We start from the raw sequence: 23,107 nt of genomic DNA, 5'->3' as shown, positions 1-23,107 counted from the left end.
TGTTCTTATCCTGGTAGAACCACCACCTGGAAACAGGGCCAGGACGGCGGCACGCTGAAGGGCATGACGACCATGGCGCAGGAGACAGCGGCACGCCCGCCCGAGGCGCCCCGCGACGCGGACGTCCGGCGGCACGAGCTGGCGGCGTTCCTGCGCAGCCGCCGGGAGCGGATCGCCCCCGAGCAGGTCGGCCTGCCCCGGGGCCGCCGGCGTCGTACGCCGGGTCTGCGCCGCGAGGAGGTCGCCCAGCTCTCCGCCGTGGGTGTCACCTGGTACACATGGCTGGAACAGGCCCGGGACATCCAGGTCTCCGTCCAGGTCCTCGACGCGCTGGCCCGCGCGCTGCTGCTCGACCCCAGCGAGCGCGCCCACCTCTTCCGGCTGGCCGGGGCCGCCGACCCGACGCCGGCGACCACGTGCCCGTCGGTCACGCCGGCGATGCGGGCGGTGCTGGAGCAGGTCGAGCCGTTCCCGGCGTGCCTCCAGAACAGCCGGTACGACATCCTCGCCTACAACCGCACCTACGGGCTGCTGCTGTGCGACCTGGACGCGGTGCCGCCCGAGGACCGCAACTGCGTGCTCCTCTCCTACACCCACGCCGAGTGGCAGTCGTCGATCGTGCACCTGGAGGAGACGCAGCGTCTGATGGCCGCGCGCTTCCGTGCCACGATGGCGGGCCATCTCACCGAGCCCGCCTGGAAGATGCTCCTGAAGCGACTGCGCACGGAGTCCCCCGCCTTCCGCACGGCCTGGGACCGGCACGAGGTCGTCGCCCACCGCACCAGACGCAAGGAGTTCCTCAACCGCCACGTCGGCCGCCTCACCGTCGACCACACCGACCTGTGGCTGACGCCGGGGGCGGGGCCTCGGATCGTGACCTACGTTCCGGCGGACGAGGACTCGCGAGAGCGCCTCGAGAGGCTGCACGCCCTAGCGGAAGACCGTGGGTTCGCTGCCCAGGTCCGGGGGGCCTCGGCCCGCTCAACTCCCCGTTGAGCGGGCCGGTTGCTCACGTACGTCACGGGCTACCGCAGGCAGCCGGTCAGTAGCAGTTGCGGATCTTCCACACCGGGGACCAGCTGTAGCTGGTCTGGGAACCCCCGACCGGCACGTTCTTCAGGACGTTGCCGGACTGGCCGTAGAACGTCGCCGTCGCGCGGCTGCCGGTCTGCCTGTTCGCGTAGCCTCCGGTGCCCTCCCAGTTCGAGAGCGAGTAGGTGTTGCAGTTGTAGAACTTGAACACCTTGTACTTGCTCACCGTCGGGTCCCATACGCGGGCGCACAGGTTTCCGGTGGGGCAGGTGTAGCTGGTGCCCGAGATATGGAAGTAGTCCGCGGACGGAGACACCGTGGGCGCGGCTGCTGCCGCGCTCTGGCCTGTGGAGACCGGTGTGGCGCTGGCCGCGGGAACCATGCCGGCGGTGAGCAGGGCTGCTGCTGCGGTGGCCGTAGCGAGGATGGAACGTGTGCGCATGCGGATCCCCCTGATGTGGGTGCCGTTGTGCTGACGGCAGCAGCATGCGGCGGCCCGGGCGCCGGACGCGCGTGGTTTTGGCTCCAGCCAAAACGTCGGTCACATCCGCGGCTTGCTCGCGCCCGGAACCGGGTGGTCAAAGGCCGTCAAGGAGCCGTCGGCCCAGGGGGGTCACGGTGTGCAGGGCGCGTTTGCCGTCCCGCCGGGACGTGATGAGTCCACCGTCTCGCAGCACGGCCAGCTGCTGGCTGACGCTCGGCAGGGACACCCCCGTCAGGTCGGCGAGCTCGGAGGTGGTGGGGCAGGTGAGCGCGGCGGCCTCGTACAGCAGGGCCGCGCGGGTGGGCCCCAGCAGACGGGCCAGCGACGCCGTGGAAGCGGCAGGTGTCGAGGGGGTCTTGTCGACCGGGTAGATGAGCACGGGTCGCAGTTGGCCGTCGGCCAGGGTGATGGGGCGCCGCCAGCAGAAGTACGAAGGGACCAGCAGCAGGCCGCGGCCCTGCAAGTGCAGGTCGTGCTCGACCGGGTAGTCGACCGTCAGCACGGGCGGCTCCCACACCGCCATCGGCCGCAGACTGTTCAACAGCGTCCGGGTACCGCCGTCCACGAGGGCGCGGGTGCGCAGGGCCAGGTCCGCCGCCGTGGCCGCGCTGATGCGGTTCCACAGTGGCGCGATGAACTCCTGGTGGTAGGTGCGGAGGTTCCCGCCCAGTGCGGTCAGCGCGGTGACGTCACCGCGTGCCAGCTCAGCGCCCGCCCACGGCCGTCCGCTGTTCGCCGTCAACAGCGTCAGCTCGTGGCGCAGACGGCGTCGCGGCGTCGCGAGCACCCTGTCGATGCCCGCCTGGAGATCATCGGGACCGTCCTCGACGGGCGGGGTGAGGAAGTCCGGGAAGTAGGCGGCACGCGGCACCAGACTGCACAGCGCCGACGCTGCCTCGCGGGCCGTGGCGTCCCGGCGGACCAGTCCGCCGACCGTCCGCCGCCACGGGCCGAAGGCGACGGAGCCCTCACGCGTTTGCAGGCGGCACAAACTGCACACGATCTCCCAGAGCGGATCGGGACGGCGGGCCATACGCACGCTCTCCAGATCACTACCGGTGAAATGAATGCGCAGCATGGCTTCCCCCCGTTGGCCATTGATACTCGACGAAGAGCCTTGCCACGCGCGATGTCCCGGGCAAGGTCAATCTCAGCCAGGCCCTCAACCAGCTTCGTCCGGGCCTTCTCGGCGTGCGGCGGGTCGTGCGCCTCGGACGTGGTGGTCGCGGTCTCCTTCAGGCCCCGGTCGACGCCGAGTGCGTGCCGAGGGCACCACCACATCCCGCACTTCCGTCGCTTCCAGCCTCTCAGCCGCCCGCTCCGCGGTCCCCCGAGCCCACCGCCCGCTCGTCACCGCCCCCAACGCCCGCTCGTAACCGCCCCCAACGCCAGCACCGCGAACCCGCACACCGCGATGATCCACCAGCCCGGCCGTGCGGCCGACACGAACGTGTCGCGGTACGACGACGCGCCCACGCCGGAGGCGAGCACGGCGCCCACCACAGCCACCCCCAGCGTCTGCCCGAGCTGGCGGCCCGTGGAGGCCACGGCCGCTGCGACGCCCGCCTGGGCGCGCGGCATGCCGGAGACCGCCGTGTTGGTGATCGGCGCGTTGACGAAACCGAAGCCGATGCCGAAGAGGACGTACCCGGCGAAGAGGGTGGTGTTCGAGGTCTCCGCCTTGAACGCGGCGAACAGGATGCCGCTCGCCGTCATCGCGAAGCCCGCGATCAGCAGGGGCAGACGCGGGCCCCGGCTGCCGACCAGCAGGCCGGCGAGCGCGGCCAGGGCGACGACGGCGAGCGGGGCCACCGACGCCAGCGGCGTGTTCGGCGCCTCGGTGATCGCGTACGTGAGCGAGCCGAACAGGGCGATCACCAGGAGCTGGCCGACCGGGTCGGGGCGGCGGGTCCTGCCGGCGCGGGACTCGGGGACGAAGCGCAGGGTGAGGAGCAGTGCCGCCAGGCCCACCGGCAGGTTGATCCAGAAGATCGAGCGCCGGCCGACCGACTCGACCAGGAGGCCCCCGACCAGCGGGCCGGCGGCCATCGATATGCCGACGACCGCGCCCCACGCGCCGATCGCCCGGGCCCGCTCGCGCGGGTCGGTGAAGGTGTTGGTGATGATCGACATGGCGATCGGGTTCAGCATCGAGCCGCCCACGGCCTGCACCATCCGGAAGGCGACGAGGGCCCGAAGGTTCGGCGCGAGGGAGCACAGCACCGAGCCGAGGGTGAAGACGACCAGGCCCGCCACGAAGACGCGCTTGCGGCCGATCCGGTCGGCGGTGGAGCCCGCGAGCATCAGCACCGAGGCCAGGACCAGGGTGTAGGCGTCGAACGTCCACTGCAGGCCGGAGGTGCTCGCCATCGTACGCCGACTTCGATAGTGTTGCTAACTAATGAATTTTCCCTTCTCATTGCACGGCACAATGGAGGCATGTCCACGCCCCTCCAGATCGGTCCGCACGCCGTCCAGCCCCCCGTCGTCCTGGCCCCCATGGCCGGGATCACCAACGCGCCCTTCCGCACGCTGTGCAGGGAGTTCAGCGGCGGCAAGGGCCTGTTCGTGAGCGAGATGATCACCACGCGGGCGCTGGTCGAGCGCAACGAGAAGACGATGCAGCTCATTCACTTCGACGCGAGCGAGCGGCCCCGGTCCATCCAGCTGTACGGCGTGGACCCGGCGACCGTCGGCAAGGCCGTCCGCATGATCGCGGAGGAGGACCTCGCCGACCACATCGACCTGAACTTCGGCTGCCCGGTGCCGAAGGTGACCCGGAAGGGCGGCGGGTCCGCGCTCCCGTACAAGCGGAATCTGCTGCGGGCCATCCTGCGCGAGGCGGTCAGCGGTGCCGGCGACCTGCCCGTGACGATGAAGATGCGCAAGGGCATCGATGACGACCACATCACCTACCTCGACGCCGGCCGGATCGCCGTCGAGGAGGGCGTCACCGCCATCGCGCTGCACGGCCGCACCGCCGCCCAGCACTATGGCGGCACCGCCGACTGGGACGCCATCGCCCGGCTGAAGGAGCATGTGCCTCAGATCCCCGTGCTCGGCAACGGCGACATCTGGTCGGCCGAGGACGCCCTGCGGATGGTGCGGGAGACGGGCTGCGACGGCGTGGTCGTGGGCCGTGGCTGCCTGGGGCGGCCCTGGCTGTTCTCCGACCTGGTAGCGGCTTTCGAGGGGCGCACCGAGGACATCGCACGACCCACCCTCCGGGAAGTCGCCGACGTCATGGTCCGGCATGCCACGCTGCTCGGCGAGTGGATCGGCGACGAGTCGCGGGGCGTGATCGACTTCCGTAAGCACGTCGCCTGGTACCTGAAGGGCTTCGCGGTCGGCTCCGAGATGCGCAAGCGGCTCGCGATCACCTCCTCGCTCGAAGAGCTGCGGGCCGGTCTCGACGAGCTGGACCTCGACCAGCCCTGGCCCGCCGGCGCCGACGGGCCCCGGGGCCGTACGTCCGGCAACAACCGTGTGGTGCTGCCGGACGGCTGGCTGAAGGACCCGTACGACTGCGCGGGCATCGGCGAGGACGCGGAGCTGGACACCTCCGGCGGCTGATCAGCCTTCCGAGGCGTGCGGGGTGGAGCCGTACGCCTTGAGGAAGCGGTCGCGGAAGGCGCTCATCTTCCAGACGGGGGCGTCGCGGCCGGGCTTGAGGCCTTCCGTCCAGTTCCAGTCGGCGACCTTGTCGAGGACCTTCGGGTCCTTCGCGACGATCGACACCGGCACGTCCCGGCTCGCGCGGTTGCCGCTGACCCGGGCCATGGGCTGGTGGTCGCCGAGGAAGACCAGGACGGTGTCGTCGGTGCCGTAGCGCTCCAGCCACTGGGTGAGGCTGGTGACCGAGTACTGGATGGACTTGCCGTACTCCTGCCGGGACCTGGTGGTGTCGGTGAGGACGTCCGACGGCTCGTTGCCGGCCTTCTGGATGGCGTCGAAGACCGAGCCGTCGCCGAGTTCGTCCCAGCCGACCAGCTTCGGCAGGGGAGCCCAGGGCTGGTGGCTGGAGGTCAGGATGACGAACGACATCAGCGGCTTGTCGCGCTTCTTCCCGTGCACCCGGCGCTGGAACGCCTCCAGCGCGTACTGGTCGGGCATGGTCGACCAGCTGAACTTCGGGCCCCGGTAGCCCAGGTCGAAGGCGTCGTAGAGCTTGTCGAGGCCGTACCACTTCTCCTCCGGCCAGCCCTTCTGCACGCCCGGCATGACGCCCACCGTGTCCCACGCGCCGGTCTTCTGGAAGGCCTTGGTGAGGGTGAGGTGGTCGCCCGCGGTGACCGTGCGGTAGCGGCGCTGGTTGTCGATCCACAGGCCGGACATGGTCGTGGAGTGGCCGAGCCAGCTGCTGCCGCCGAAGGTCGCCGAGGTCAGCCAGCCGCTGCGGGCTTGGAAACCGGCCTTCGTCAGGGCCTCGGTGCTCGTGTCGAGGGTCCGGTCGACGCCGGGTGCCATGATCGGGTCCTCGAGGGCGCTGCGGCCGTAGCTCTCGATGAACGTGAAGATCACGTCCTTGCCGCGCAGGTCCGGCAGCAGCTGGTCGGGCGGGGTGTTGCCGAAGGTGTCCGCCTTCGCCTCCTGCGCGAACGCCGCCTCGTCCCGCAGTGAGTCCACGGTGCGCTGCGCGTGCACCCGCAGGGCCCCGGCCCCGCGCTCGGAGGCGATCGGCCCCCCGAAGAGCGTCAGGCCCAGGGCGGCGCAGGTGACCCAAGCGGTGCCGGCGAGCAGGGCGCCCTTGGTCGCCCGGACGCGGTGGCGGGAGAGCACGTCGGCGAGCCGGATCGTCGCCGCGACCATGACGGCCGCCACGAGCAGGACGAGCACGACCGCGCCGACGGCCGCGGCGGTCGCTACGCCCCCGCCCAGCGTGTCGTCGACGTACGCCTGCGCGTCGGGCAGCAGGTCCCAGTCGAGCGCGGCGTTGAAGCCCCGGCCCAGGTACTCGTTGAACCCCATGTCGAGCAGGTTCACCGTGGTCAGCGCGGTGAGCCCGAGCCCGTACAGCACCGCCGCCACCAGCCGGGGCCGGCGCGGCAGCACCAGCATGACGACGGCCCCGACGACCGCCTCCGCCGGGATCCGCGCGAAGCGGTCCGGCTCGACGGCGGGGAGGGTGTTGGGCAGGAGCAGGGCCCCGAGGACCAGGACGGCGGCGAGGACGGTGGTGGTCAAGTGGAGGGCGCGGGCGGCCCGGGGGTGACGGGTGCGCCAGGTGCGGAGGCGGCTGAGGCGGGATCGGGGTGCGGGAGCCTCCACCTCCGCTGAGACGGCCTCTTCCCGCTCGTCATGCTCCGTCCCGGACTCGTCCCCTGAGATGCCCCGCTGCGGCGACTGGCGGAAGCGTGTGAAGACAGGCACCCGGAGGTCCTTCCCGTACAAAACCCGGCGAGGTGGCGGACCCGCGTGGGGGTACGGGTCCGCCGCCGTTCCGTACGGGGCGCTCGGCAGGAGCGTTCAGTCCGCCGGGCGGGTGCTCGGCAAACATCGGGCAAAAGCCCGGCCAACGGGCCCGGAGCGGGCCCTCAGACGCCGCCGACCGCCGTGAGCAGCGCCAGCGGGGCCGACGCCGACCGGGATTCACGCACGCACGCGTGCGGGTACGGCACCGGCTCCGGGTGGGTGTCGCGGCCGTAGCCCGCGAGGACCTCCGGCAGCCGGTGGCCGGTCGAGGCCGCCGCGTCGACCAGGCCGCGGGCGATCGCGCGGGCCTCGTCGTGCAGTCCGTAGCGGGCCAGGCCCAGTGCGATCAGCGCGTTGTCGTGCGGCCAGACCGAGCCGCGGTGGTAGGACAGCGGGTGGTAGGCCGCCTGGCCGGCGGCCAGGGTGCGTACGCCCCAGCCGGAGAAGAAGTCCGGCTCCAGCAGGCGCCGGCCGACCTGCTCGCCGTACTCCTTGTCCAGCAGGCCCGACCACAGCAGATGCCCGGCGTCCGAGGCGAGCGCGTCGACATGCCGGCCCCGGCCGTCGAGCGCGAGTGCCGGGAAGGAGTGCTCCGGCATCCAGAAGTCCCGCTGGAAACGGTCGCGCAGATCACCGGCCGCCTGTTCCAGCAGGTCCGCGTACGTGCCGTCCTGCCACACCGTGCGCGCGAGCCACGCTGTGCGGCGCAGCGCGTCGTACGCGTAGCCCTGGGCTCCCGCGGCCGTCACCGGGCCGCTGGGGCGGGTGCCTTCGGCGGAGCAGATGGCGCCGGGGGAGTCCTTCCAGTTCTGGTTGGCGAGGCCGCCCTGGTCGGCGCGGTAGACGAGATAGCCGCGCGAGGTCAGGCCGCCGTGGTCGAGCATCCAGCCGACCGCCGCGCGGGCATGCCGCTCCAGACGGCGGGCCGGGCCGGTGTCGCCGGTCTGCTCGGTGTACGCCCCGAGCAGGACGAGGAACAGGGGCGTGGCGTCGACCGAGCCGTAGTAGCGGCCGTAGGGGACCTGGCCGAAGTGCGCCAGTTCGCCGTGCCGCACCTCGTGCACGATCTTCCCGGGCTGGGCGACCTCGCTGACACCGGTGTCCGTGGCCTGGGTCGCGGCGAGCGCGGGCAGTGTGGCGGCGGCCAGCCGCGGCCGGTAGGGCAGGGCGAACAGCGAGGTCAGCAGGGCGTCGCGGCCCAGCAGGGTCAGGAACCAGGGGGCGCCCGCCGCCGGGACGCGCAGTTCCTCGCCGTCCGGGCCGGTCGCCGGGACCTGGAGCGCGGCCAGGTCGGCGAGGCCCCGCGCGCAGGCCGCCGACAGCTCCGGCCAGCCGGTCGGGAAGGCCACGCCCTCCGCGAACCGGCCCTCCTGGGACAGGAGTTGCTCCTGGAGGGCGGCGGGGGAGCGGGGCACGCGCAGGGCGCGCTTGTCGCCGTGCGGGCGGGCCATGACCCGCAGGACCAGCTCGGCCGTGCCGTGCGGTTCGAGGGCCAGGGTCCACACCAGGCGGCGGGCGCCGGTGCCGGTCTCCTCGACGGCGTCCGGCTGGGGCTCGGCCGTCACGGTCGTGACGGACCGCCACTCGCCGCGCCGGTAGGTGAACTCCACGCCGTGCCCGAGGTCCTGGCGGGAGCGGACGGCGCCGGCCTTCGTGTAGGTGCGGTGGTCGGAGCGGAGTTCGAACTGGTCGGTGAAGTCGGCGTCGGCGGTGACCGCGAGGCGGACCGTCGTCGGCACCGGGCGGTTGCTGGTGACCCGCAGCGACTCGACGAACGAGGCGTCCCCGACGGCCTGTTCGCGAAAGAGCGTGTACGCGGGCGGTTCGTTGCGGCCGCCGCGCGGCACGAGGACGCAGCGCGCGGTGTCCCCGTCGGCCACCGGCGTGAGCGTCTCGGGCACGGCCCCGTCGACCGTCAGCTGCCACCGGCTCAGGTGCCTCGCGTCCTGTACGAACATTCCGTCCGGGGCGTTGCCGCCCCGGTAGCCGCTGATGTCGCCGCGGTCGCCGACGGCGGCGAACGTCCCGCCGTGCACGAGCAGATGATGCCGGTCCGTCATCCCCGGTCCCCTCCATTGATCGCCGTGACGCCGTTCCTGTCCCATGCGGGCCGGTCGTGCAGCAGGTCGAGCGTGAGCGCGGCGGTCCAGCCGAAGCCGGTGGCGCCGCAGGCCTGTGCCGTGTACGGGTCCACGTACTCCGCGAAGTCGGAGGCGCCCGCGGTGTGCAGGATCCCCTTGCGCAGGGCGTCGGCCCGGCCGCGCTCGCCGTGCAGCCGCAGCCCGCGCTCCAGCAGCCAGTTGGTGTTGAACCAGGCCGGGCCGCGCCAGTAGCGGTGCGGGTCGAAGGCCTCGCCGAGCAGGTCGTAGCTGGGCACCAGCCGGGTCGTGCCGCCGAGGCCGAAGTGCGGGCCGCAGACGGTGCGCACCAGGGTGGCCGCGAGGTCGCGCGGCAGGGTCGGCAGCAGCAGCGGGACGAGCCCGGAGACACCGCGCTCGGGGATCAGCTCCCCGGCGCGCACGTCCCGGCACAGGAACATCCCCGCCGACGGCTCCCACAGCCGCTCCACCAGGGCGGCGGTGAGCCGCTCGGCACGGTCCTGCCGGGCCGAACCCGCCGCGCCCAGTTCGTGGGCGATCCGGGCCAGGGCGTGCTCGGAGGCGATGAGCAGGGCGTTGAACGCCGGGTCCTCCACGGCGAAGTCGCCCACCCGTCTCCCACCACCGCCCTCAACCGAGGCCCTGCGGGCCGCCCCCCCGATTCCACCGTCGGCGTAGCCACGGTCCCGGTAGTCGGCGGCCAGCCGTACGTACCGCCCGTAGTCCAGATCGGTCGGCCGGTCCTCGGGGGCGCCGTGGTCGAGGTCGGCGCGGCGGAAGGAGCGGGCCGGGGCGGGAGTGACCCGGGAGAGCGGAAGGTCCCAGCAGGGGCTGTTGTCCATACCCTGTTCCCAGGGGTGCACGACGGACACCAGCCCGCCCCCGCCCAGGTCGCGCCGGTGCAGCAGATACCGGTGCCAGGCCGCGAGCCGGGGATACACCCGGGTGAGGAAGCCGCGCGCCCGGGACAGACCGGGGTCGGCGAGGTGCACCAGCCACGCGGCCAGCGCGTGCACCGGTGGCTGCACGATCCCGGAGGTCTGTACGGTGCGCGGGGCGCCCGCGGCGCGCCCCGCGGTCGATGAGCGCCAGAAGTCGGGGCTCGGGAAGTACGCGTCGAGCGGGACGGAGGGGTTGAAGACGATGTGCGGGATCCGCCCGTCCGTCCACTGGGCCGCCAGCAGCGTCTCCAGCTCCGTCTGGGCCCGTAACGGCGACACGTGCCTCAGGCCGATCGCGATGAAGGCCGAGTCCCAGGACCACTGGTGCGGATACAGACCGCGCGAAGGCACGGTGGACGTGCCCGTCCAGGCGGCCTCCAGCACGGCGGCGGCCCTGACGTGCAGGGGCGACGCGGCACTGGACGGATCGTATGCAACGGTTCGTCCCGCGGGACGAGGGGCGCGTTGGGCGGTGCTGTCCACTCGGGGCTCTCCGGAAAGACGTCCGGCCGACAGGTTCGGCTGCGGCTACCGTGGGGTTACGTCTATTTAACACGCAAAACCCACTATGTAAGGCAAGGTTGAGAAACACAAGGGGGTGTGCATGACCGGACGGCCCGTCAGGACGGGACGAGGTGCCGGCCAGGCGAGCGCCGGCGAACTGCTCCAACTGGTGCGCAGTCGCCGCGCCGTGACCCGGGGTGCGCTCCAGCAGGCGACCGGACTGTCCCGGGCCACCGTCGGACAGCGGCTCGACCGGCTCTTCCGCGCGGGCTGGCTGCGCGAGGGTGCCGGGGGGCCGGTGGACTCCCCGCTGGGCGGGCGCCCCTCCATCACCCTGGAGTTCGACGACGAGCACGCGGTGGTCCTGGCCGCCGACCTCGACACCCGGCACGCGCGGGCGGCCGTGCTGTCGCTGAGCGGCGAGATCTTCGCCGAGCACTCCGGCACCCTCGTCGTCGAGGACGGTCCGGACCTCGTGCTGGGCGAACTCGGGCGCTGGTTCGGCGAGTTGCTGGAGAAGACCGGCCGCGGGGCCGAGTCGGTGTGCGGGGTCGGGCTCGCCGTGCCCGGCCCGGTCGACACCGAGACCGGCCGCGTCGTCCAGCCGCCGATGATGCCCGGCTGGGACGGCTACGACATAAGGGACCGGCTGGCCCGGGCGCTCGCCGAGCACACGGGCGCCGCCGAGGTGCCGGTGCTGGTGGACAACGACGCCAACCTGATGGCGTACGGCGAACAGCGCACCGGCTATCCCGACTGCTCCGCCTTCGTGCTGGTCAAGGTCTCCACCGGCATCGGTGCCGGGGTCGTGGTGGACGGCGCGGTGTTCCGGGGCATCGACGGGGGCGCCGGGGACATCGGGCACATCCGGGTACCGGAGGGCGCCCGGATGCTGTGCCGGTGCGGTTCCTACGGCTGTCTGGCCGCCGTCGCGAGCGGTGGTGCGGTGGCGCGGCGGCTGGTGGAGGCCGGGGTGCCGGCGGCCTCCGGCTCGGACGTGCGGGACCTGCTGGCGTCCGGGCATCCGGAGGCGGTCGGCCTCGCCAGGGAGGCCGGGCGCCGGGTCGGGGACGTGCTGGCGACCGTGGTGACGCTGCTCAACCCCGGCGTTTTGATGATCGCCGGGGATCTGGCCGGAACCCCCTTCCTCACGGGCGTGCGCGAACTGCTCTACCAGCGGGCGCTGCCCCGCTCCACCGCCCACCTGGACGTCGTGACGTCACGGCTCGGCGAGCGGTCCGGGCTGGTCGGGGCCGGGGCGATGGTCGTGGAGCACCTCTACGCCCCCGAGCGGGTCGAGGAGCGGCTGCGCGCGCTCGGGGTATGACCGGGACATTTCGGCCCCGAGACGCGTCCGCATGGTGAAATCCCGTCGGCTGTGGCAGCGTGATTCTCGCCACCCTTGATAAGGGTTGCGCTCAGATGAGCGGATCTTGAGCGGCTGCACTTCTCCAAAGGGTGGCACTGAGTGCCACCCTTTGATCGTTCATCGAGCGAAATCAATCGTGCCGAACGCCGCTCACATGAGCGCCCAACGGGCTCAATGGAGGCTCGTGCGTTCAAGAAGTGAAAACATACGGCTGTGATCGCTTGCCGAGCTTTGACTTTCGATCCGCTGGCGGACGAGTGGTTACAGGCGTATGACGCGCGAGTAGACGTACCCAGAAGCCTTTGATCTGGGTATGTTCCTCGCCGTCAGGGCAGCCACCGCGTCCTCGAGGAGTCGAGACCCGTGTCGGAAAACAAAGATCCCCACGTAGCTGAGCACGGTAAGAGTGTTGAGGGCGTGAAGTTCGTTTACGACTTCACCGAGGGCAACAAGGACCTCAAGGACCTCCTCGGTGGCAAGGGCGCGAACCTCGCCGAGATGACGAACCTGGGCCTTCCGGTCCCGCCCGGCTTCACGATCACCACCGAGGCGTGCAAGGTCTACCTGGACAGCGGCGAGGAGCCGGCGGCACTGCGTGACGAGGTGAGTGCGCACCTCGACGCGCTGGAGCAGCGCATGGGCAAGAAGCTCGGCCAGGCCGACGATCCGCTGCTGGTGTCGGTGCGGTCGGGTGCCAAGTTCTCCATGCCCGGCATGATGGACACCGTCCTCAACATCGGCCTCTCCGACAAGTCGGTGCAGGGCCTGGCCAAGCAGGCCGGCGACGAGCGCTTCGCGTGGGACTCCTACCGCCGCCTCATCCAGATGTTCGGCAAGACCGTCCTCGGCGTCGACGGCGAGCTCTTCGAGGACGCGCTGGAGAAGGCCAAGGAGACCAAGAAGGTCACGGTCGACACCGAGCTGGAGGCCGCCGACCTCAAGAAGCTCGTCACCAAGTTCAAGAAGATCGTCAAGACCGAGGCCGGCCGGGACTTCCCGCAGGACCCGCGCGAGCAGATGGACCTCGCCATCCACGCGGTCTTCGACTCCTGGAACACCGACCGCGCCAAGCTCTACCGCCGCCAGGAGCGCATCCCGCACGACCTGGGCACGGCCGTCAACGTCTGCTCGATGGTCTTCGGCAACCTCGGCCCGGACTCCGGCACCGGCGTCGCCTTCACCCGTGACCCCGCCTCCGGCCACCAGGGCGTCTACGGCGACTACCTGCAGAACGCCCAGGGCGAGGACGTGGTCGCGGGCATCCGCAACACCGTGCCGCTCGCGGATCTGGAGCGGATCGACAAGAAGTCGTACGACCAGCTGATGCAGATCATGGAGACGCTGGAGAACCACTACAAGGATCTCTGCGACATCGAGTTCACCATCGAGCGCGGTGTGCTGTGGATGCTCCAGACCCGGGTCGGCAAGCGCACCGCGGGCGCGGCGTTCCGCATCGCGACCCAGCTGGTGGACCAGGGCCTGATCGACGAGGCCGAGGCGCTCACCCGCGTCAACGGCGCCCAGCTCGCGCAGCTGATGTTCCCGCGCTTCGACGAGAGCGCGAAGGTCGAGACGGTCGGTCGGGGCATCGCGGCCTCCCCGGGCGCGGCGGTCGGCAAGGCGGTGTTCGACTCCTACACCGCCGTCAAGTGGTCGCGTTCGGGCGAGAAGGTCATCCTGATCCGCCGCGAGACCAACCCCGACGACCTGGACGGCATGATCGCCGCCGAGGGCATCCTGACCTCGCGCGGCGGCAAGACCTCCCACGCGGCCGTCGTGGCGCGCGGCATGGGCAAGACCTGTGTCTGCGGCGCGGAGGAGCTGGAGGTCGACACCAAGCGCCGCCGGATGACCGTGCCGGGCGGGCACGTCGTCGAGGAGGGCGACGTCGTCTCCATCGACGGCTCGACGGGCAAGGTCTACCTCGGTGAGGTACCGGTCGTGCCGTCGCCGGTCGTGGAGTACTTCGAGGGCCGGATGCACGCCGGTGCCGAGGACGCCGACGAGCTGGTCGAGGCGGTCCACCGCATCATGGCGTTCGCCGACCGCAAGCGCCGGCTGCGCGTGCGGGCCAACGCGGACAACGCCGAGGACGCGCTGCGGGCCCGCCGCTTCGGCGCCCAGGGCATCGGCCTGTGCCGCACCGAGCACATGTTCCTCGGCGACCGGCGCGAGCTGGTGGAGCGGCTGATCCTGGCCGACACCCAGGCCGAGCGCGAGGAGTCCCTCAAGGAACTGCTGCCGCTCCAGAAGCAGGACTTCGTCCAGCTCTTCGAGTCGATGGACGGCCTCCCGGTCACCGTCCGCCTCCTGGACCCGCCGCTGCACGAGTTCCTGCCCGACATCACCGAACTGTCGGTGCGCGTCGCCCTCGCGGAGTCCCGCCAGGAGCCGCACGAGAACGAACTCCGCCTCCTCCAGGCGGTCCACCGCCTGCACGAGCAGAACCCGATGCTCGGCCTGCGCGGCGTGCGCCTCGGCCTGGTCATCCCCGGCCTGTTCACCATGCAGGTCCGGGCGATCGCCGAGGCCGCGGCCGAGCGCAAGGCCGCCAAGGGCGATCCGCGCGCCGAGATCATGATCCCGCTCGTCGGCACGGTGCAGGAGCTGGAGATCGTGCGCGAGGAGGCCGACCAGGTCATCGCCGAGGTCGAGGCGGCCTCGGGCACGAAGCTCAAGCTGTCCATCGGCACGATGATCGAGCTGCCGCGCGCCGCCCTGACCGCCGGCCAGATCGCCGAGGCCGCCGAGTTCTTCTCCTTCGGCACGAACGACCTAACCCAGACGGTGTGGGGCTTCTCCCGGGACGACGTGGAGGCCAGCTTCTTCACCGCGTACCTGGAGAAGGGCATCTTCGGCGTCTCCCCGTTCGAGACGATCGACAAGGACGGCGTCGGCTCCCTGGTGAAGCTCGCCGCCGAGGCCGGCCGCGAGACCCGTCCCGACCTCAAGCTCGGCGTCTGCGGCGAGCACGGCGGTGACCCGGAGTCGGTCCACTTCTTCCACGAGGTCGGTCTCGACTACGTCTCCTGCTCCCCGTTCCGTATCCCGGTGGCCCGACTGGAGGCGGGCCGGGCGGCGGTGCAGTCGCAGGGCAGCGACCACCGGTAGACCGTGGCCCGTGCGGGTCGACGCAGCGCGTGGCCCGTGCGGGGTCACCGCGCCGCGTGGCCCGTGCGGGGCCGCTCAGGACCCGGAGCCGTCGGCGGTCCCCGACCACCCTCACCGATCGCGGCGGCTCCGGCGTACGGCGGAGAGCGGGGGCGCACCTTGTGCGGAGGTGCGCCCCCGCTCTCTCGTGTTCCGTTCAGGTAGGGGCGGGTTCGGCTGCGCCCGTGGACTTCCTCTCGGCACTCGCGTGGGAGGCGTGGCCGGATCGCGGCCATGTCCCTCAGCGTTCCCCGCCTCTGGATCGGCTCGACGGAGATCATCGCGCTCGCCGACGGCGGGGGCCCGTTCTTCTCCCCGCGCGCCGAGGCCTTCCCCGAGGCCACGGCCGCTCAGTGGGCCGAGGCCGACCGCTATGACCCGGGCGCGGTCGACGCGGAGGGCCGCTGGCGGCTCCAGTTCCGCGCGTACGTGATCCGCGGCGACAAGGGCCTGACCGTCGTGGACGCCGGGATCGGTCCGGCGGACAGCCCGGCGGGCTCGTGGGCGCCCGTGCCCGGTGTGCTCCCCGAGTCGCTCGCCGCCGCGGGCATCGACCCGGCCGAAGTCGACACCGTGGTGCTCACACATCTGCACACCGACCACGTCGGGTGGGCGGTCGTGACCGAGGCGGCCGTGCCATCGGCGGGCGGCGCGGTGGACGGTGACACTTCGGCCGGCGGCCGCCGCCCTTATTTCCCGAACGCCGAATACCTCCTCCAGCGGGCCGAGTTCGACGCCCTCGACGCGCTCAACCCGCAGCTTCGCGAGACCCTCACCGACCCGCTCGCGGCCGCCGGCCGGCTCCGGCTCCTCGACGGGGACACGCCGCTGCGCACCGGGCGCGCGGTAGCAACGCCCGGTCATACGCCCGGACACCAGAGCTGGTCGCCGACAGGCGCGAGCTGGCGCTCGTCACCGGCGATCTCCTGGTGCACGCGCTCCAGCTGCTCCACCCCGAGCTCGCCTACGCGCACGAGACCGACCCTGAGACGGCCAGGCGGTCGAGGGAGCGCATGCTCGGCGGCGAAACCGCCACCACGCTGCACCTGGCGACGCCGCATTTGACGGAGCCGTTCCTCTCGCCCTCGTCTGCCGAGACTCCCGAGCCGGTCGGTTAGCTCGGGCGGATCGCGGCCTCTATGTGGGCCAGTTGGGCGGCGAGGATCTCTTCGAACGCGGCACGGCGATCCGCTCCGAGGGGACGGACGTCGCGGGCGAAGTGTGCCAGGGCCGGGAAGCGTTCGGGGTCGGCGCCGAGTACTGCGACGCGAAACAGCTCCATGCCCTGTTCGTGCTCTCCGGGAGTGACGGTGCTGACCCCGGCCTCGGAGGCGATCAGCGCGGCGATGAGGACCGCGATCCGGTGGTAGCGCGCCGGGATCTCCTCGTCGGGCAGTCCCGACGCGCGCAGAGCCTGCAGCACCTCTTCCATGACCATCCGGGAACCGGTGCCGGATGAGGCGTAGCGTCCCCAGACCGCGGCGAGCTGGGGCTGCCGTCCGAAGGCATCTCTCACGCGCAGCGCCAGGGACGTGATGCGCTGCTTCCAGTCACCCTCGGGGCGGTAGCCGTCCACCGCGGCCAGGAGGATCCGGTCGGCGACCGCGCGCAGCAGTTCGGTCTTGCTGCGGAAGTGCCGGTAGAGGCTGGAGGAATCTGTCCCGAGGGCCGCGGCGAGCTTGCGCACGCTGAACGAATCCGCGTCGCTCGTGCGCAGCAGTTCCGCCGCCGCATCCAGAATCTCTTCGGTTGACCAACGCCTTCGGCTTGCCATCACCGCTCCTCTCGCCGGGCCCAGACTATCTGTGCACTAGGCGTTGCACGCACCGCGTGCATAATGAGGGCATGGACGTGCCGGGCGGGCCGGCACGCCACTCGTGCCCTGTTGTCCGGGTCAGCGACCGATGTGGAGCTCACCCTGGGGAACACGAAAGGACGCATGACGTGAAGAGCCCACTGGACCGCGCGGCACTGAACGCCGCCATGGAAAACGTCCACCGCGCCGGGATGCCGGGCCTGTTCGCCGAGGTGCGAGACGGCGACCAGGTCTGGCGCGGCGCCGCCGGGGTCGCGGATGGTGTCACCGGCCATCCCGCCACCGCCGACATGCGGCACCGAGTCGGCAGCATCACCAAGACCTTCACCGCCGCCGCAGTCTTACAGCAGGTCGAGAGCGGTCAGATCGGTCTCGACACACCGATCGGCCGGTACCTTCCGAAGCTGGTTCCCGGAGAACGCGGTGCCGCTATCACGGTCCGGATGCTGATCAACCACACCAGCGGCCTCGCCGAGTATCTCCCGTACGCCTACCCCTCCCTCAAGGCGTTCCCCGCCCTTGCGGAGACCGGGCCCCAGAGCCTGGACGACCACCGGTTCACGCGGTTCGACCCCGCCGAACTGATCGAGATAGGGGTCACCGCGCCTGCCGTCGGGGCCCCGGGCGGTGCTCCGGGGGTGTACTCCAACACCAACTACCTGCTCCTCGGCAAACTCCTGGAAGAAGTGACCGGCACTACGGCCGAGCGGTACATCACCCGGAACGTCATCGAGCGCGCCGGGCTCCGGGAGACCGAGTTCCCCGCCGGACCGCACGTCAACGGGCCGCACTCGCAGCTCTACGAGGCGTGGTTCGGCATGATCGACCCGCCGCGCGACTACAGCGTCTACGACATGTCATGGGTGGGGCCGTCGGCCTCGCTGATATCGACCGTCGCGGACCTCAACCGGTTCTTCGGCATGCTGCTGGCCGGGGAGATCGTCAGTCCGTCGTCGCTGGCGCAGATGCGACGCACCGTCCCGGTCGTCTCCCAAGAGGGAAAGACGATCGACTACGGCCTCGGCCTGCACCCGATGGAGGGGCCCGGTCAGGGCACCTTCTGGGGCCACGGCGGCACGGTCTGGGGTGGTGGAGCACTAGCCATGATCCGTGCCGACGGCAAGCGGCAGATGTCCGTCGCGGTGAACCTGCAGAGGTGGAACAGGCTCGACTCCTCCGGCAAGCCGCAGCCGCACCCCATCGACGACGCGCTTGCGACTCTTTACCGCATGGCGATGTACGGCTGACCGGGCCGCCCGCAGCTCCTCGGCCTGAGGGGCTGTCAGTGGGGCAGACCTTCCCGCAGGCATACGACGGTTCCGGTCAGGGCGGCCGTGTGCAGGGCGGTGAGGGCCGGCAGTGGGGTCGACAGCGGGGTGGATTCCAGGTCGGCGAGGGCGAACAGGCCGTCCTGGTCGTGTTCGCCACTGCGCCTGACGGTCTGTCCGGGGGCGAGGCGGCCGCCGTGGAAGTAGAAGTCGATCACCGGGCCCGTGCCCTTCACATCGGCCCGGTGGTCGTAGCCGATGAGCCGGGGCGCCCCGTCCAGGACGATGCCGGTCTCCTCGTGCAGCTCCCGGCACGCGGCACCGACCGGGTCCTCTCCGTGGTCGAGCATGCCGCCCGGCAGCCCCCAGAGCCCGACACCGGGCTGGCCCTCGGCATAGCGCAGCAGCAGCATCCGGTCCTCGGCGTCGAGGAGCAGGACGCACGACGCGACGATGGTCTGCGGCAGCGTCCTGACCCACTCGTCACGCGGCAGCACGCGCTGCACGTCGGTGGCGGGCACGGTCGTGTCCACGGTGGTGTTCCTTCCGTCGTCCGGGCGGCCCGGGACGGGCTGCCCAAACGGTGGAACGGCCGGACGCGCCGATGGTCACCGGCGCACTCGTGTCAGGTGTCGCAGGCGACCCCGTCGTTGTCACGGTCCAGGTGGGAGGCGTAGCCGGGTTCACCACGGTGGATCGGGGCCGCACCGGCGGCACGGACGGCGGAGCAGTTGGCGTAGTAGACGTCCTCGGAGCCGCCCGAGCCGCCCGAGCCGTTGTCGTCGGAGCCGCCGCCCGCGGCCGGTTGCGCGGTGACCGTGGTGGTGACTCTGACGGTCTTGGTGGCGGTGACCGTGGGAGCGGGTTCCGGCTCCTTCGCGAGCGGTGTCGCGGTGGCGGTGGTCGTCGCGGTGACCGTGACGGTCGGCTGCGGCTTCGCGGCCGCGGGTTTCGCGTCGGTCGTCGTGTCGCCGCCGGCGCCGATGCCGGCGCCGACGAACAGGGCCAGACCGAGGGCGGGCAGCAGGTAGCGCTTCCGGGCCCAGCGGGGCGCCGGGCGTGCGGGCCGCGGCGCGGGCGGCACGGGATACGGGTTGGTGTGCGGGTCGGTGTACGGATTGGTCATGGCCATCCCCCCAGTGGTGGTACGTGAGGGGATGACCGTAGGACCGGGTGGCCCTGGATGAGGGAGAGGTGACCATTTTGTGATGGTCACGTGAAGACGAGTGATGTGGCTACGAGCGGAACGGGCCCTTCACCTCGTACGTGATGCCGCCCGAGGAACTGCCGCTGGTGCCGCGCTGGCTGGAGAAGTACAGGCGGGTGCCGTCCGGGGAGAACGCCGGGCCCGTGATCTCCGAGCCGGACTGGCCGTCGATGCGGAGGAACGGGGCGACCACGTCGGCGGGGGTGATGACGCAGATCTCCATGTTGCCGCCGTCCTCGGCCACGAAGAGGTCGCCGGAGGCGGAGCCGGTGACGTTGTCGACGCCGGTGAGCGGGGCCGTACCGCTCACCAGGGAGTCGTCGTAGGCGAGTTCGATGGTCTGGGCGGCGGCGTTGTACTGCCAGACGCGGTTGTCGCCCTTCGTGGTGAACCAGCAGGTGTCGTTCGCGTAGTAGCAGCCCTCGCCGCCGTTGAAGCGCTTGGCGCCGGAGACCTGGCTGCGGGTGGCGGTCGCGCCGGAGGGGTCGGGGACCCGGGCCCAGGTGACCGGGCCGCTGGTGCCGCTGCCCGCCACGAGGACCTCCAGCGTGCCGGCGGACAGGTCGCCCCAGGTCGTCGGGCGGAAGCGGTAGAAGCAGCCGTCGGTGACGTCCTCGGTCAGGTAGATGACCTGGCGGACCGGGTCGGCCGCCGCCGCCTCGTGCTTGAAACGGCCCATGGCGTCGCGGCGCACCGCCGCCTTCGTGCCCCAGGGGTCGGTCTCGTAGACGTAGCCCCGGTCCACCTCCTCGCAGGAAAGCCAGGTGTTCCACGGCGTCTTGCCGCCGGCGCAGTTCTGTCGGGTGCTGGAGAGGATGCGGTACGCGCCGGTGATCGCGCCCGTGGACGAGAACTTCACCGCGCTCGCGCCGCCCGAGGGATTGATCTCGGAGTTGGAGACATAGATCCAGCCCGTGCCGTCGGCGTAACAGGCGCCGCCGTCGGGGGCGTTGTGCCAGGTGTACGACGTGGTCCCGACTCGCTGGCCCGACCGGGCGATCACCCGGCTGGTGAAGCCGCTGGGGAGCCTGATGCCGTTGGCGTCCGGGGAGCCCAGCGGCCCGTAGGGGCCGGCGCCGGGCTGGGCCGGGGCCGCGTAAGCGGCCCCGCGCCACAGGGTTCCGCCGAGGGCGGCCGAGGTGCCGCCGAGGACGGCCGCACGCAGGAGGCTACGACGTTCCACTCTCACTCCAAGAGGTGCCGTACCGCCCTGCCGCCGGTCGACGGCAGGGTTGTGCGTGGGGGGAGGCGGGAGGGACGCTATGGGAGCAGGGTTGACGGGGCATGGCCAACTCATGGCGGCGGGACGGCATGCTGTGTGCCGCCTGTGGGGCCGGGCGCCCGCAGGCCTCGACTTGTTGTTCGAGGGCTCACGTTGTCTTTCGTGGGCTTCACGCGGGCAGCGCCGGTGCCTCCCGTCTCCGGCCGCCCCTCGGCCGGTCGGGGCCCGGTCCGTGGCCCTCCGCCGGCGGTCGTACGGACGGCAGCCGGATCACCACGTCCAGGCCGCCCGTCGCCGCCGTGTGCAGACTCGCCTCGCCGCCGCTGGCGTGGGCGAGGCGCTGCACCAGGGCGAGGCCGAGTCCCGAACCGCCCTTGGGGGCCCCCGGGGCGCGCCAGAAGCGGTCGAAGGCGCGGGCCCGCTGCTCCTCCGTCATGCCGGGGCCCTCGTCGGTGACGTGCAGGTCGACCCAGCGCGGGCGGCTGTCGCGCAGGGCGCGGCGGGGCGGGGCCGGCACCCGCAGTTCGATCGTGACGGTGCTGCCGGGCGGAGACGCCCGCAGGGCGTTGGACAGCAGGTTGTCCATGATCTGCTCGACGGCTCCCGGCACCGCGAGCACCGGGCCGATGCTGCCCGCGAAGAGCACGAGGGAGACCTCCTCCCGGGCGAACAGCGGCTGCCAGGTGCGGTGCCGTTCCGCGCAGACCGCGCCCAGGTCGACCGTGGCGGGGATCGCCGCGTGCTCCTCCAGCCGGGCCATCGCCAGCAGGTGCTCGACCATCCGGGCGAGCCGGTCCGTCTCCGTGACGGCGGCGGTCAGGCTGCCCCGGGCGCGGGCCGCCACGTCCGGCTCCAGGTTCTCCAGGCGCAGCCGCAGCGCCGCGAGCGGGGTCTTGAGCTGGTGCGAGGCCTCGCCGGCGAACGCCCGTTGGGAGGCGAGCAGATGGGCGAAACGGGCCGCGGTGCGGTTGAACGCGGCGGCCAGACTGCGTACTTCCGGCGGGCCCTTCGTGATCGTCACCGGTGTGAACCGGCCGCCGCGCTCCACCAAGTCGTGCGCGGCCTGCTCCAGTTCACGGATGGGACGGCCCGCCCAGCGGGCGAAGGCGAAGCCGACCACGGCCACCGCCGTCAGCACGGCGAGTCCGCCCAGGGCGAGCAGCAGCCACACGTGGTGGACCCGCTCGTGCACCGTCCGCGTGGGCACCGTCAGCCACACGGCACCCACCGGCCGCGCCTCCTGGCCGACCGGCGCGGCCACCGACAGGTACTCGACCCCGCCGATCGTGGAGGTACGCACGTCCACCGTCGAGGTGCCCCGCAGCGCGGCCGCGATGCCCGGCCGGTCGGCCAGGGCGCCGGGCACCGAGGTGTCCCTCGGATGCGAGGTGGCCAGCGGCGCGCCCGAGGCGCCGACGATCACCACCTTCCCGCCGATGCGCTGCGCGCAGTGCGCCACCCGCGCGGGCAGGTCCCGCTCGGCCCGCCCCGCCGCGAGGGACAGCGCGGCGTACGCGGAGACCGACTCGGCCTCGTCCTTCGCCGCGTTGACCACCTGCTCGCGCTCCCCGCGCGAGTAGACGAAGCCCAGCGGGATCTCCAGGCAGAGCAGCACCAGCGCGGCGAGGCTGAGGTAGCCGATCAGCAGCCGGCGGGTCATGGAGAGGCCACCTGCGGGGCGTTCGGCCCCGTGTGCACCGCCAGCCGGAAGCCCACGCCCCGCAGCGTCCTGATCCACGCCGGGTGCCCCAACTTGCGGCGCAGCGCGGCCACATGGACGTCCAGGGTCTTGGTCGGGCCGTCGTAGTGCGGATCCCAGACGCGGTCGAGGATCTGCTGGCGCGAGTAGACCGCGCCCGGGTCCTCGCTGAGGAGCGCCAGCAGGTCGAACTCCTTGGGGGTGAGCAGCACGGGGGAGTCGCCGACCCAGACCTGGCGGGTACGGCGGTCCACCACGAGCGGGCCGGGGTCGTGCGGGGGCTCGGGGGCCGAGTCGTACGACGGTGGTGTGGCAGGGGGGTCGTAGGAGAGGGCCGGGGCCGGCTCGTACGTGGGGGAGGGGGCCGGTTCGTAGGGCGGCAGTGGCTCGGCGGTGCCCGGTGTGGTCGGCGTGCTCTGTGAGCCCGGTGCGCTCGGTGCGCCCGGGGGCTCGGGGAAGGCCTGCTGGGTGCGTTGCGTGCGGCGGGTCACCGCACGGACCCGGGCCACCAGCTCCCGCACGCTGAATGGTTTCGCCAGGTAGTCGTCCGCGCCCAGTTCCAGGCCCAGCACGCGGTCGGCCTCCTCGCCGCGGGCGCTGAGGATGACGATGGGCACGTCCGAGACCTGCCGGATGCCGCGGCAGACGTCGATGCCGTCCATGTCCGGCAGTCCCAGGTCGAGCAGGACGACGTCGTTGTACGGGCCTCTCAGTCCGTCCGCGCCGGTGGCGACGTGGTCGACCGTCAGCCCGAAGTGGCCGAGCCCTTCGGTGAGCGGCTCGGCGATCGTCTCGTCGTCCTCGATGAGCAGCACTCGTAGGCCCATACGTCCTGTCTCTCCGTGAAGCCGGCATGAATCCGGGCAGCGTGAATTAGCATTCTCCGCCCTGGAGTTCACACGCT

Annotated in this window: 17 protein-coding genes and 1 pseudogene; 6 read left to right on the top strand and 12 right to left on the bottom strand. The window is 71.8% G+C overall.

The annotated features are described in order from the left end of the window. Positions 1-63: 63 nt before the first annotated feature. Positions 64-996, top strand: coding sequence for a helix-turn-helix domain-containing protein (locus PV963_RS14730; protein ID WP_274816154.1), 933 nt, complete (start codon positions 64-66; stop codon positions 994-996). Positions 997-1,042: 46 nt separating this feature from the next. On the opposite strand, the gene PV963_RS14725 is transcribed toward PV963_RS14730, so the two are convergent. From PV963_RS14725 to PV963_RS14715, 3 genes are all read right to left on the bottom strand, one after another. Beyond that, positions 1,043-1,474, bottom strand: coding sequence for a hypothetical protein (locus PV963_RS14725; RefSeq protein ID WP_274816153.1), 432 nt, complete (start codon positions 1,472-1,474; stop codon positions 1,043-1,045). A 136-nt stretch (positions 1,475-1,610) separates the two neighbouring features. Next, positions 1,611-2,594 carry an ArsR/SmtB family transcription factor gene (locus PV963_RS14720; protein ID WP_274816151.1) on the bottom strand — a complete coding sequence of 328 codons (984 nt, stop codon included), beginning with the start codon at positions 2,592-2,594 and terminating at the stop codon, positions 1,611-1,613. A 272-nt stretch (positions 2,595-2,866) separates the two neighbouring features. Continuing rightward, complete coding sequence (locus PV963_RS14715; protein WP_425540897.1) at positions 2,867-3,886, bottom strand: MFS transporter; 1,020 nt, start codon at positions 3,884-3,886, stop codon at positions 2,867-2,869. 69 nt (positions 3,887-3,955) lie between these two features. On the opposite strand from PV963_RS14715, the gene dusB reads away from it, so the two are divergent. Continuing rightward, a complete protein-coding gene (gene dusB / locus PV963_RS14710; protein WP_274816149.1) occupies positions 3,956-5,089 on the top strand; it encodes a tRNA dihydrouridine synthase DusB in 1,134 nt (377 codons plus the stop codon). On the opposite strand, the gene PV963_RS14705 is transcribed toward dusB, so the two are convergent. The 3 genes from PV963_RS14705 to PV963_RS14695 form a co-directional block, all read right to left on the bottom strand. Further along, positions 5,090-6,886 carry a sulfatase-like hydrolase/transferase gene (locus PV963_RS14705; protein ID WP_274816148.1) on the bottom strand — a complete coding sequence of 599 codons (1,797 nt, stop codon included), beginning with the start codon at positions 6,884-6,886 and terminating at the stop codon, positions 5,090-5,092. It abuts the gene before it with no gap. A 164-nt stretch (positions 6,887-7,050) separates the two neighbouring features. Then, the gene (locus PV963_RS14700) at positions 7,051-8,988 is read right to left on the bottom strand and encodes an amylo-alpha-1,6-glucosidase (protein WP_274816147.1); all 1,938 of its coding nucleotides are present in this window, start codon (positions 8,986-8,988) and stop codon (positions 7,051-7,053) included. Further along, positions 8,985-10,451 carry an MGH1-like glycoside hydrolase domain-containing protein gene (locus PV963_RS14695; RefSeq protein ID WP_425540896.1) on the bottom strand — a complete coding sequence of 489 codons (1,467 nt, stop codon included), beginning with the start codon at positions 10,449-10,451 and terminating at the stop codon, positions 8,985-8,987. Before PV963_RS14695 ends, PV963_RS14700 begins: the two co-directional genes overlap by 4 nt. A gap of 121 nt (positions 10,452-10,572) precedes the next feature. Between PV963_RS14695 and PV963_RS14690 the strand changes: the two genes are divergently transcribed. The 3 genes and pseudogenes from PV963_RS14690 (at position 10,573) to PV963_RS14680 (ending at position 16,109) form a co-directional block, all read left to right on the top strand. Next, positions 10,573-11,799 (top strand): ROK family transcriptional regulator, encoded by a 1,227-nt coding sequence (locus tag PV963_RS14690; protein ID WP_274816143.1) that lies wholly within the window; start codon positions 10,573-10,575, stop codon positions 11,797-11,799. Positions 11,800-12,204: 405 nt separating this feature from the next. Then, complete coding sequence (gene ppdK, locus PV963_RS14685) at positions 12,205-14,952, top strand: pyruvate, phosphate dikinase (RefSeq protein WP_425540895.1); 2,748 nt, start codon at positions 12,205-12,207, stop codon at positions 14,950-14,952. Positions 14,953-15,225: 273 nt separating this feature from the next. Next, a pseudogene (locus PV963_RS14680) lies at positions 15,226-16,109 on the top strand (MBL fold metallo-hydrolase). Here the strand turns inward: PV963_RS14680 and PV963_RS14675 are convergent. After that, positions 16,106-16,765, bottom strand: coding sequence for a TetR/AcrR family transcriptional regulator (locus PV963_RS14675; RefSeq protein ID WP_274816141.1), 660 nt, complete (start codon positions 16,763-16,765; stop codon positions 16,106-16,108). The pseudogene PV963_RS14680 and the gene PV963_RS14675 overlap by 4 nt on opposite strands. Before the next feature lie 170 nt (positions 16,766-16,935). Between PV963_RS14675 and PV963_RS14670 the strand changes: the two genes are divergently transcribed. Beyond that, positions 16,936-18,054, top strand: a complete 1,119-nt coding sequence (locus tag PV963_RS14670) for a serine hydrolase domain-containing protein (RefSeq protein WP_274816140.1) — start codon at positions 16,936-16,938, stop codon at positions 18,052-18,054. 35 nt (positions 18,055-18,089) lie between these two features. On the opposite strand, the gene PV963_RS14665 is transcribed toward PV963_RS14670, so the two are convergent. From PV963_RS14665 to PV963_RS14645, 5 genes are all read right to left on the bottom strand, one after another. Beyond that, positions 18,090-18,608: an NUDIX hydrolase gene (locus PV963_RS14665; RefSeq protein WP_274816138.1), complete on the bottom strand. Its 519-nt coding sequence runs from the start codon at positions 18,606-18,608 to the stop codon at positions 18,090-18,092. Between the two features lie 92 nt (positions 18,609-18,700). Then, positions 18,701-19,201: an excalibur calcium-binding domain-containing protein gene (locus tag PV963_RS14660; RefSeq protein ID WP_274816137.1), complete on the bottom strand. Its 501-nt coding sequence runs from the start codon at positions 19,199-19,201 to the stop codon at positions 18,701-18,703. 109 nt (positions 19,202-19,310) lie between these two features. After that, positions 19,311-20,465 (bottom strand): alkaline phosphatase PhoX, encoded by a 1,155-nt coding sequence (locus PV963_RS14655; RefSeq protein WP_274816136.1) that lies wholly within the window; start codon positions 20,463-20,465, stop codon positions 19,311-19,313. A 208-nt stretch (positions 20,466-20,673) separates the two neighbouring features. Beyond that, complete coding sequence (locus tag PV963_RS14650) at positions 20,674-22,164, bottom strand: sensor histidine kinase (RefSeq protein WP_274816135.1); 1,491 nt, start codon at positions 22,162-22,164, stop codon at positions 20,674-20,676. Then, the gene (locus tag PV963_RS14645; RefSeq protein ID WP_274816134.1) at positions 22,161-23,030 is read right to left on the bottom strand and encodes a response regulator transcription factor; all 870 of its coding nucleotides are present in this window, start codon (positions 23,028-23,030) and stop codon (positions 22,161-22,163) included. The genes PV963_RS14650 and PV963_RS14645 overlap by 4 nt, the downstream gene beginning before the upstream one ends. Positions 23,031-23,107 lie beyond the last annotated feature (77 nt).

The sequence above is a fragment of the Streptomyces coeruleorubidus genome (genome assembly GCF_028885415.1).
Taxonomy (GTDB): Bacteria; Actinomycetota; Actinomycetes; order Streptomycetales; family Streptomycetaceae; genus Streptomyces; species Streptomyces coeruleorubidus_A.
This window is presented reverse-complemented; position numbering and strand designations above follow the sequence as displayed.

Excerpts from the sequence above, each read along its gene's own strand:
- PV963_RS14715 (WP_425540897.1), bottom strand. The coding sequence starts at position 3,886 with ATGGCGAGCACCTCCGGCCTGCAGTGGACGTTCGACGCCTACACCCTG.
- PV963_RS14675 (WP_274816141.1), bottom strand. The coding sequence starts at position 16,765 with ATGGCAAGCCGAAGGCGTTGGTCAACCGAAGAGATTCTGGATGCGGCG.
- PV963_RS14730 (WP_274816154.1), top strand. The coding sequence starts at position 64 with ATGACGACCATGGCGCAGGAGACAGCGGCACGCCCGCCCGAGGCGCCC.
- PV963_RS14650 (WP_274816135.1), bottom strand. The coding sequence starts at position 22,164 with ATGACCCGCCGGCTGCTGATCGGCTACCTCAGCCTCGCCGCGCTGGTG.
- PV963_RS14690 (WP_274816143.1), top strand. The coding sequence starts at position 10,573 with ATGACCGGACGGCCCGTCAGGACGGGACGAGGTGCCGGCCAGGCGAGC.
- PV963_RS14660 (WP_274816137.1), bottom strand. The coding sequence starts at position 19,201 with ATGACCAATCCGTACACCGACCCGCACACCAACCCGTATCCCGTGCCG.
- PV963_RS14725 (WP_274816153.1), bottom strand. The coding sequence starts at position 1,474 with ATGCGCACACGTTCCATCCTCGCTACGGCCACCGCAGCAGCAGCCCTG.
- dusB (WP_274816149.1), top strand. The coding sequence starts at position 3,956 with ATGTCCACGCCCCTCCAGATCGGTCCGCACGCCGTCCAGCCCCCCGTC.
- PV963_RS14700 (WP_274816147.1), bottom strand. The coding sequence starts at position 8,988 with ATGACGGACCGGCATCATCTGCTCGTGCACGGCGGGACGTTCGCCGCC.
- PV963_RS14645 (WP_274816134.1), bottom strand. The coding sequence starts at position 23,030 with ATGGGCCTACGAGTGCTGCTCATCGAGGACGACGAGACGATCGCCGAG.
- PV963_RS14720 (WP_274816151.1), bottom strand. The coding sequence starts at position 2,594 with ATGCTGCGCATTCATTTCACCGGTAGTGATCTGGAGAGCGTGCGTATG.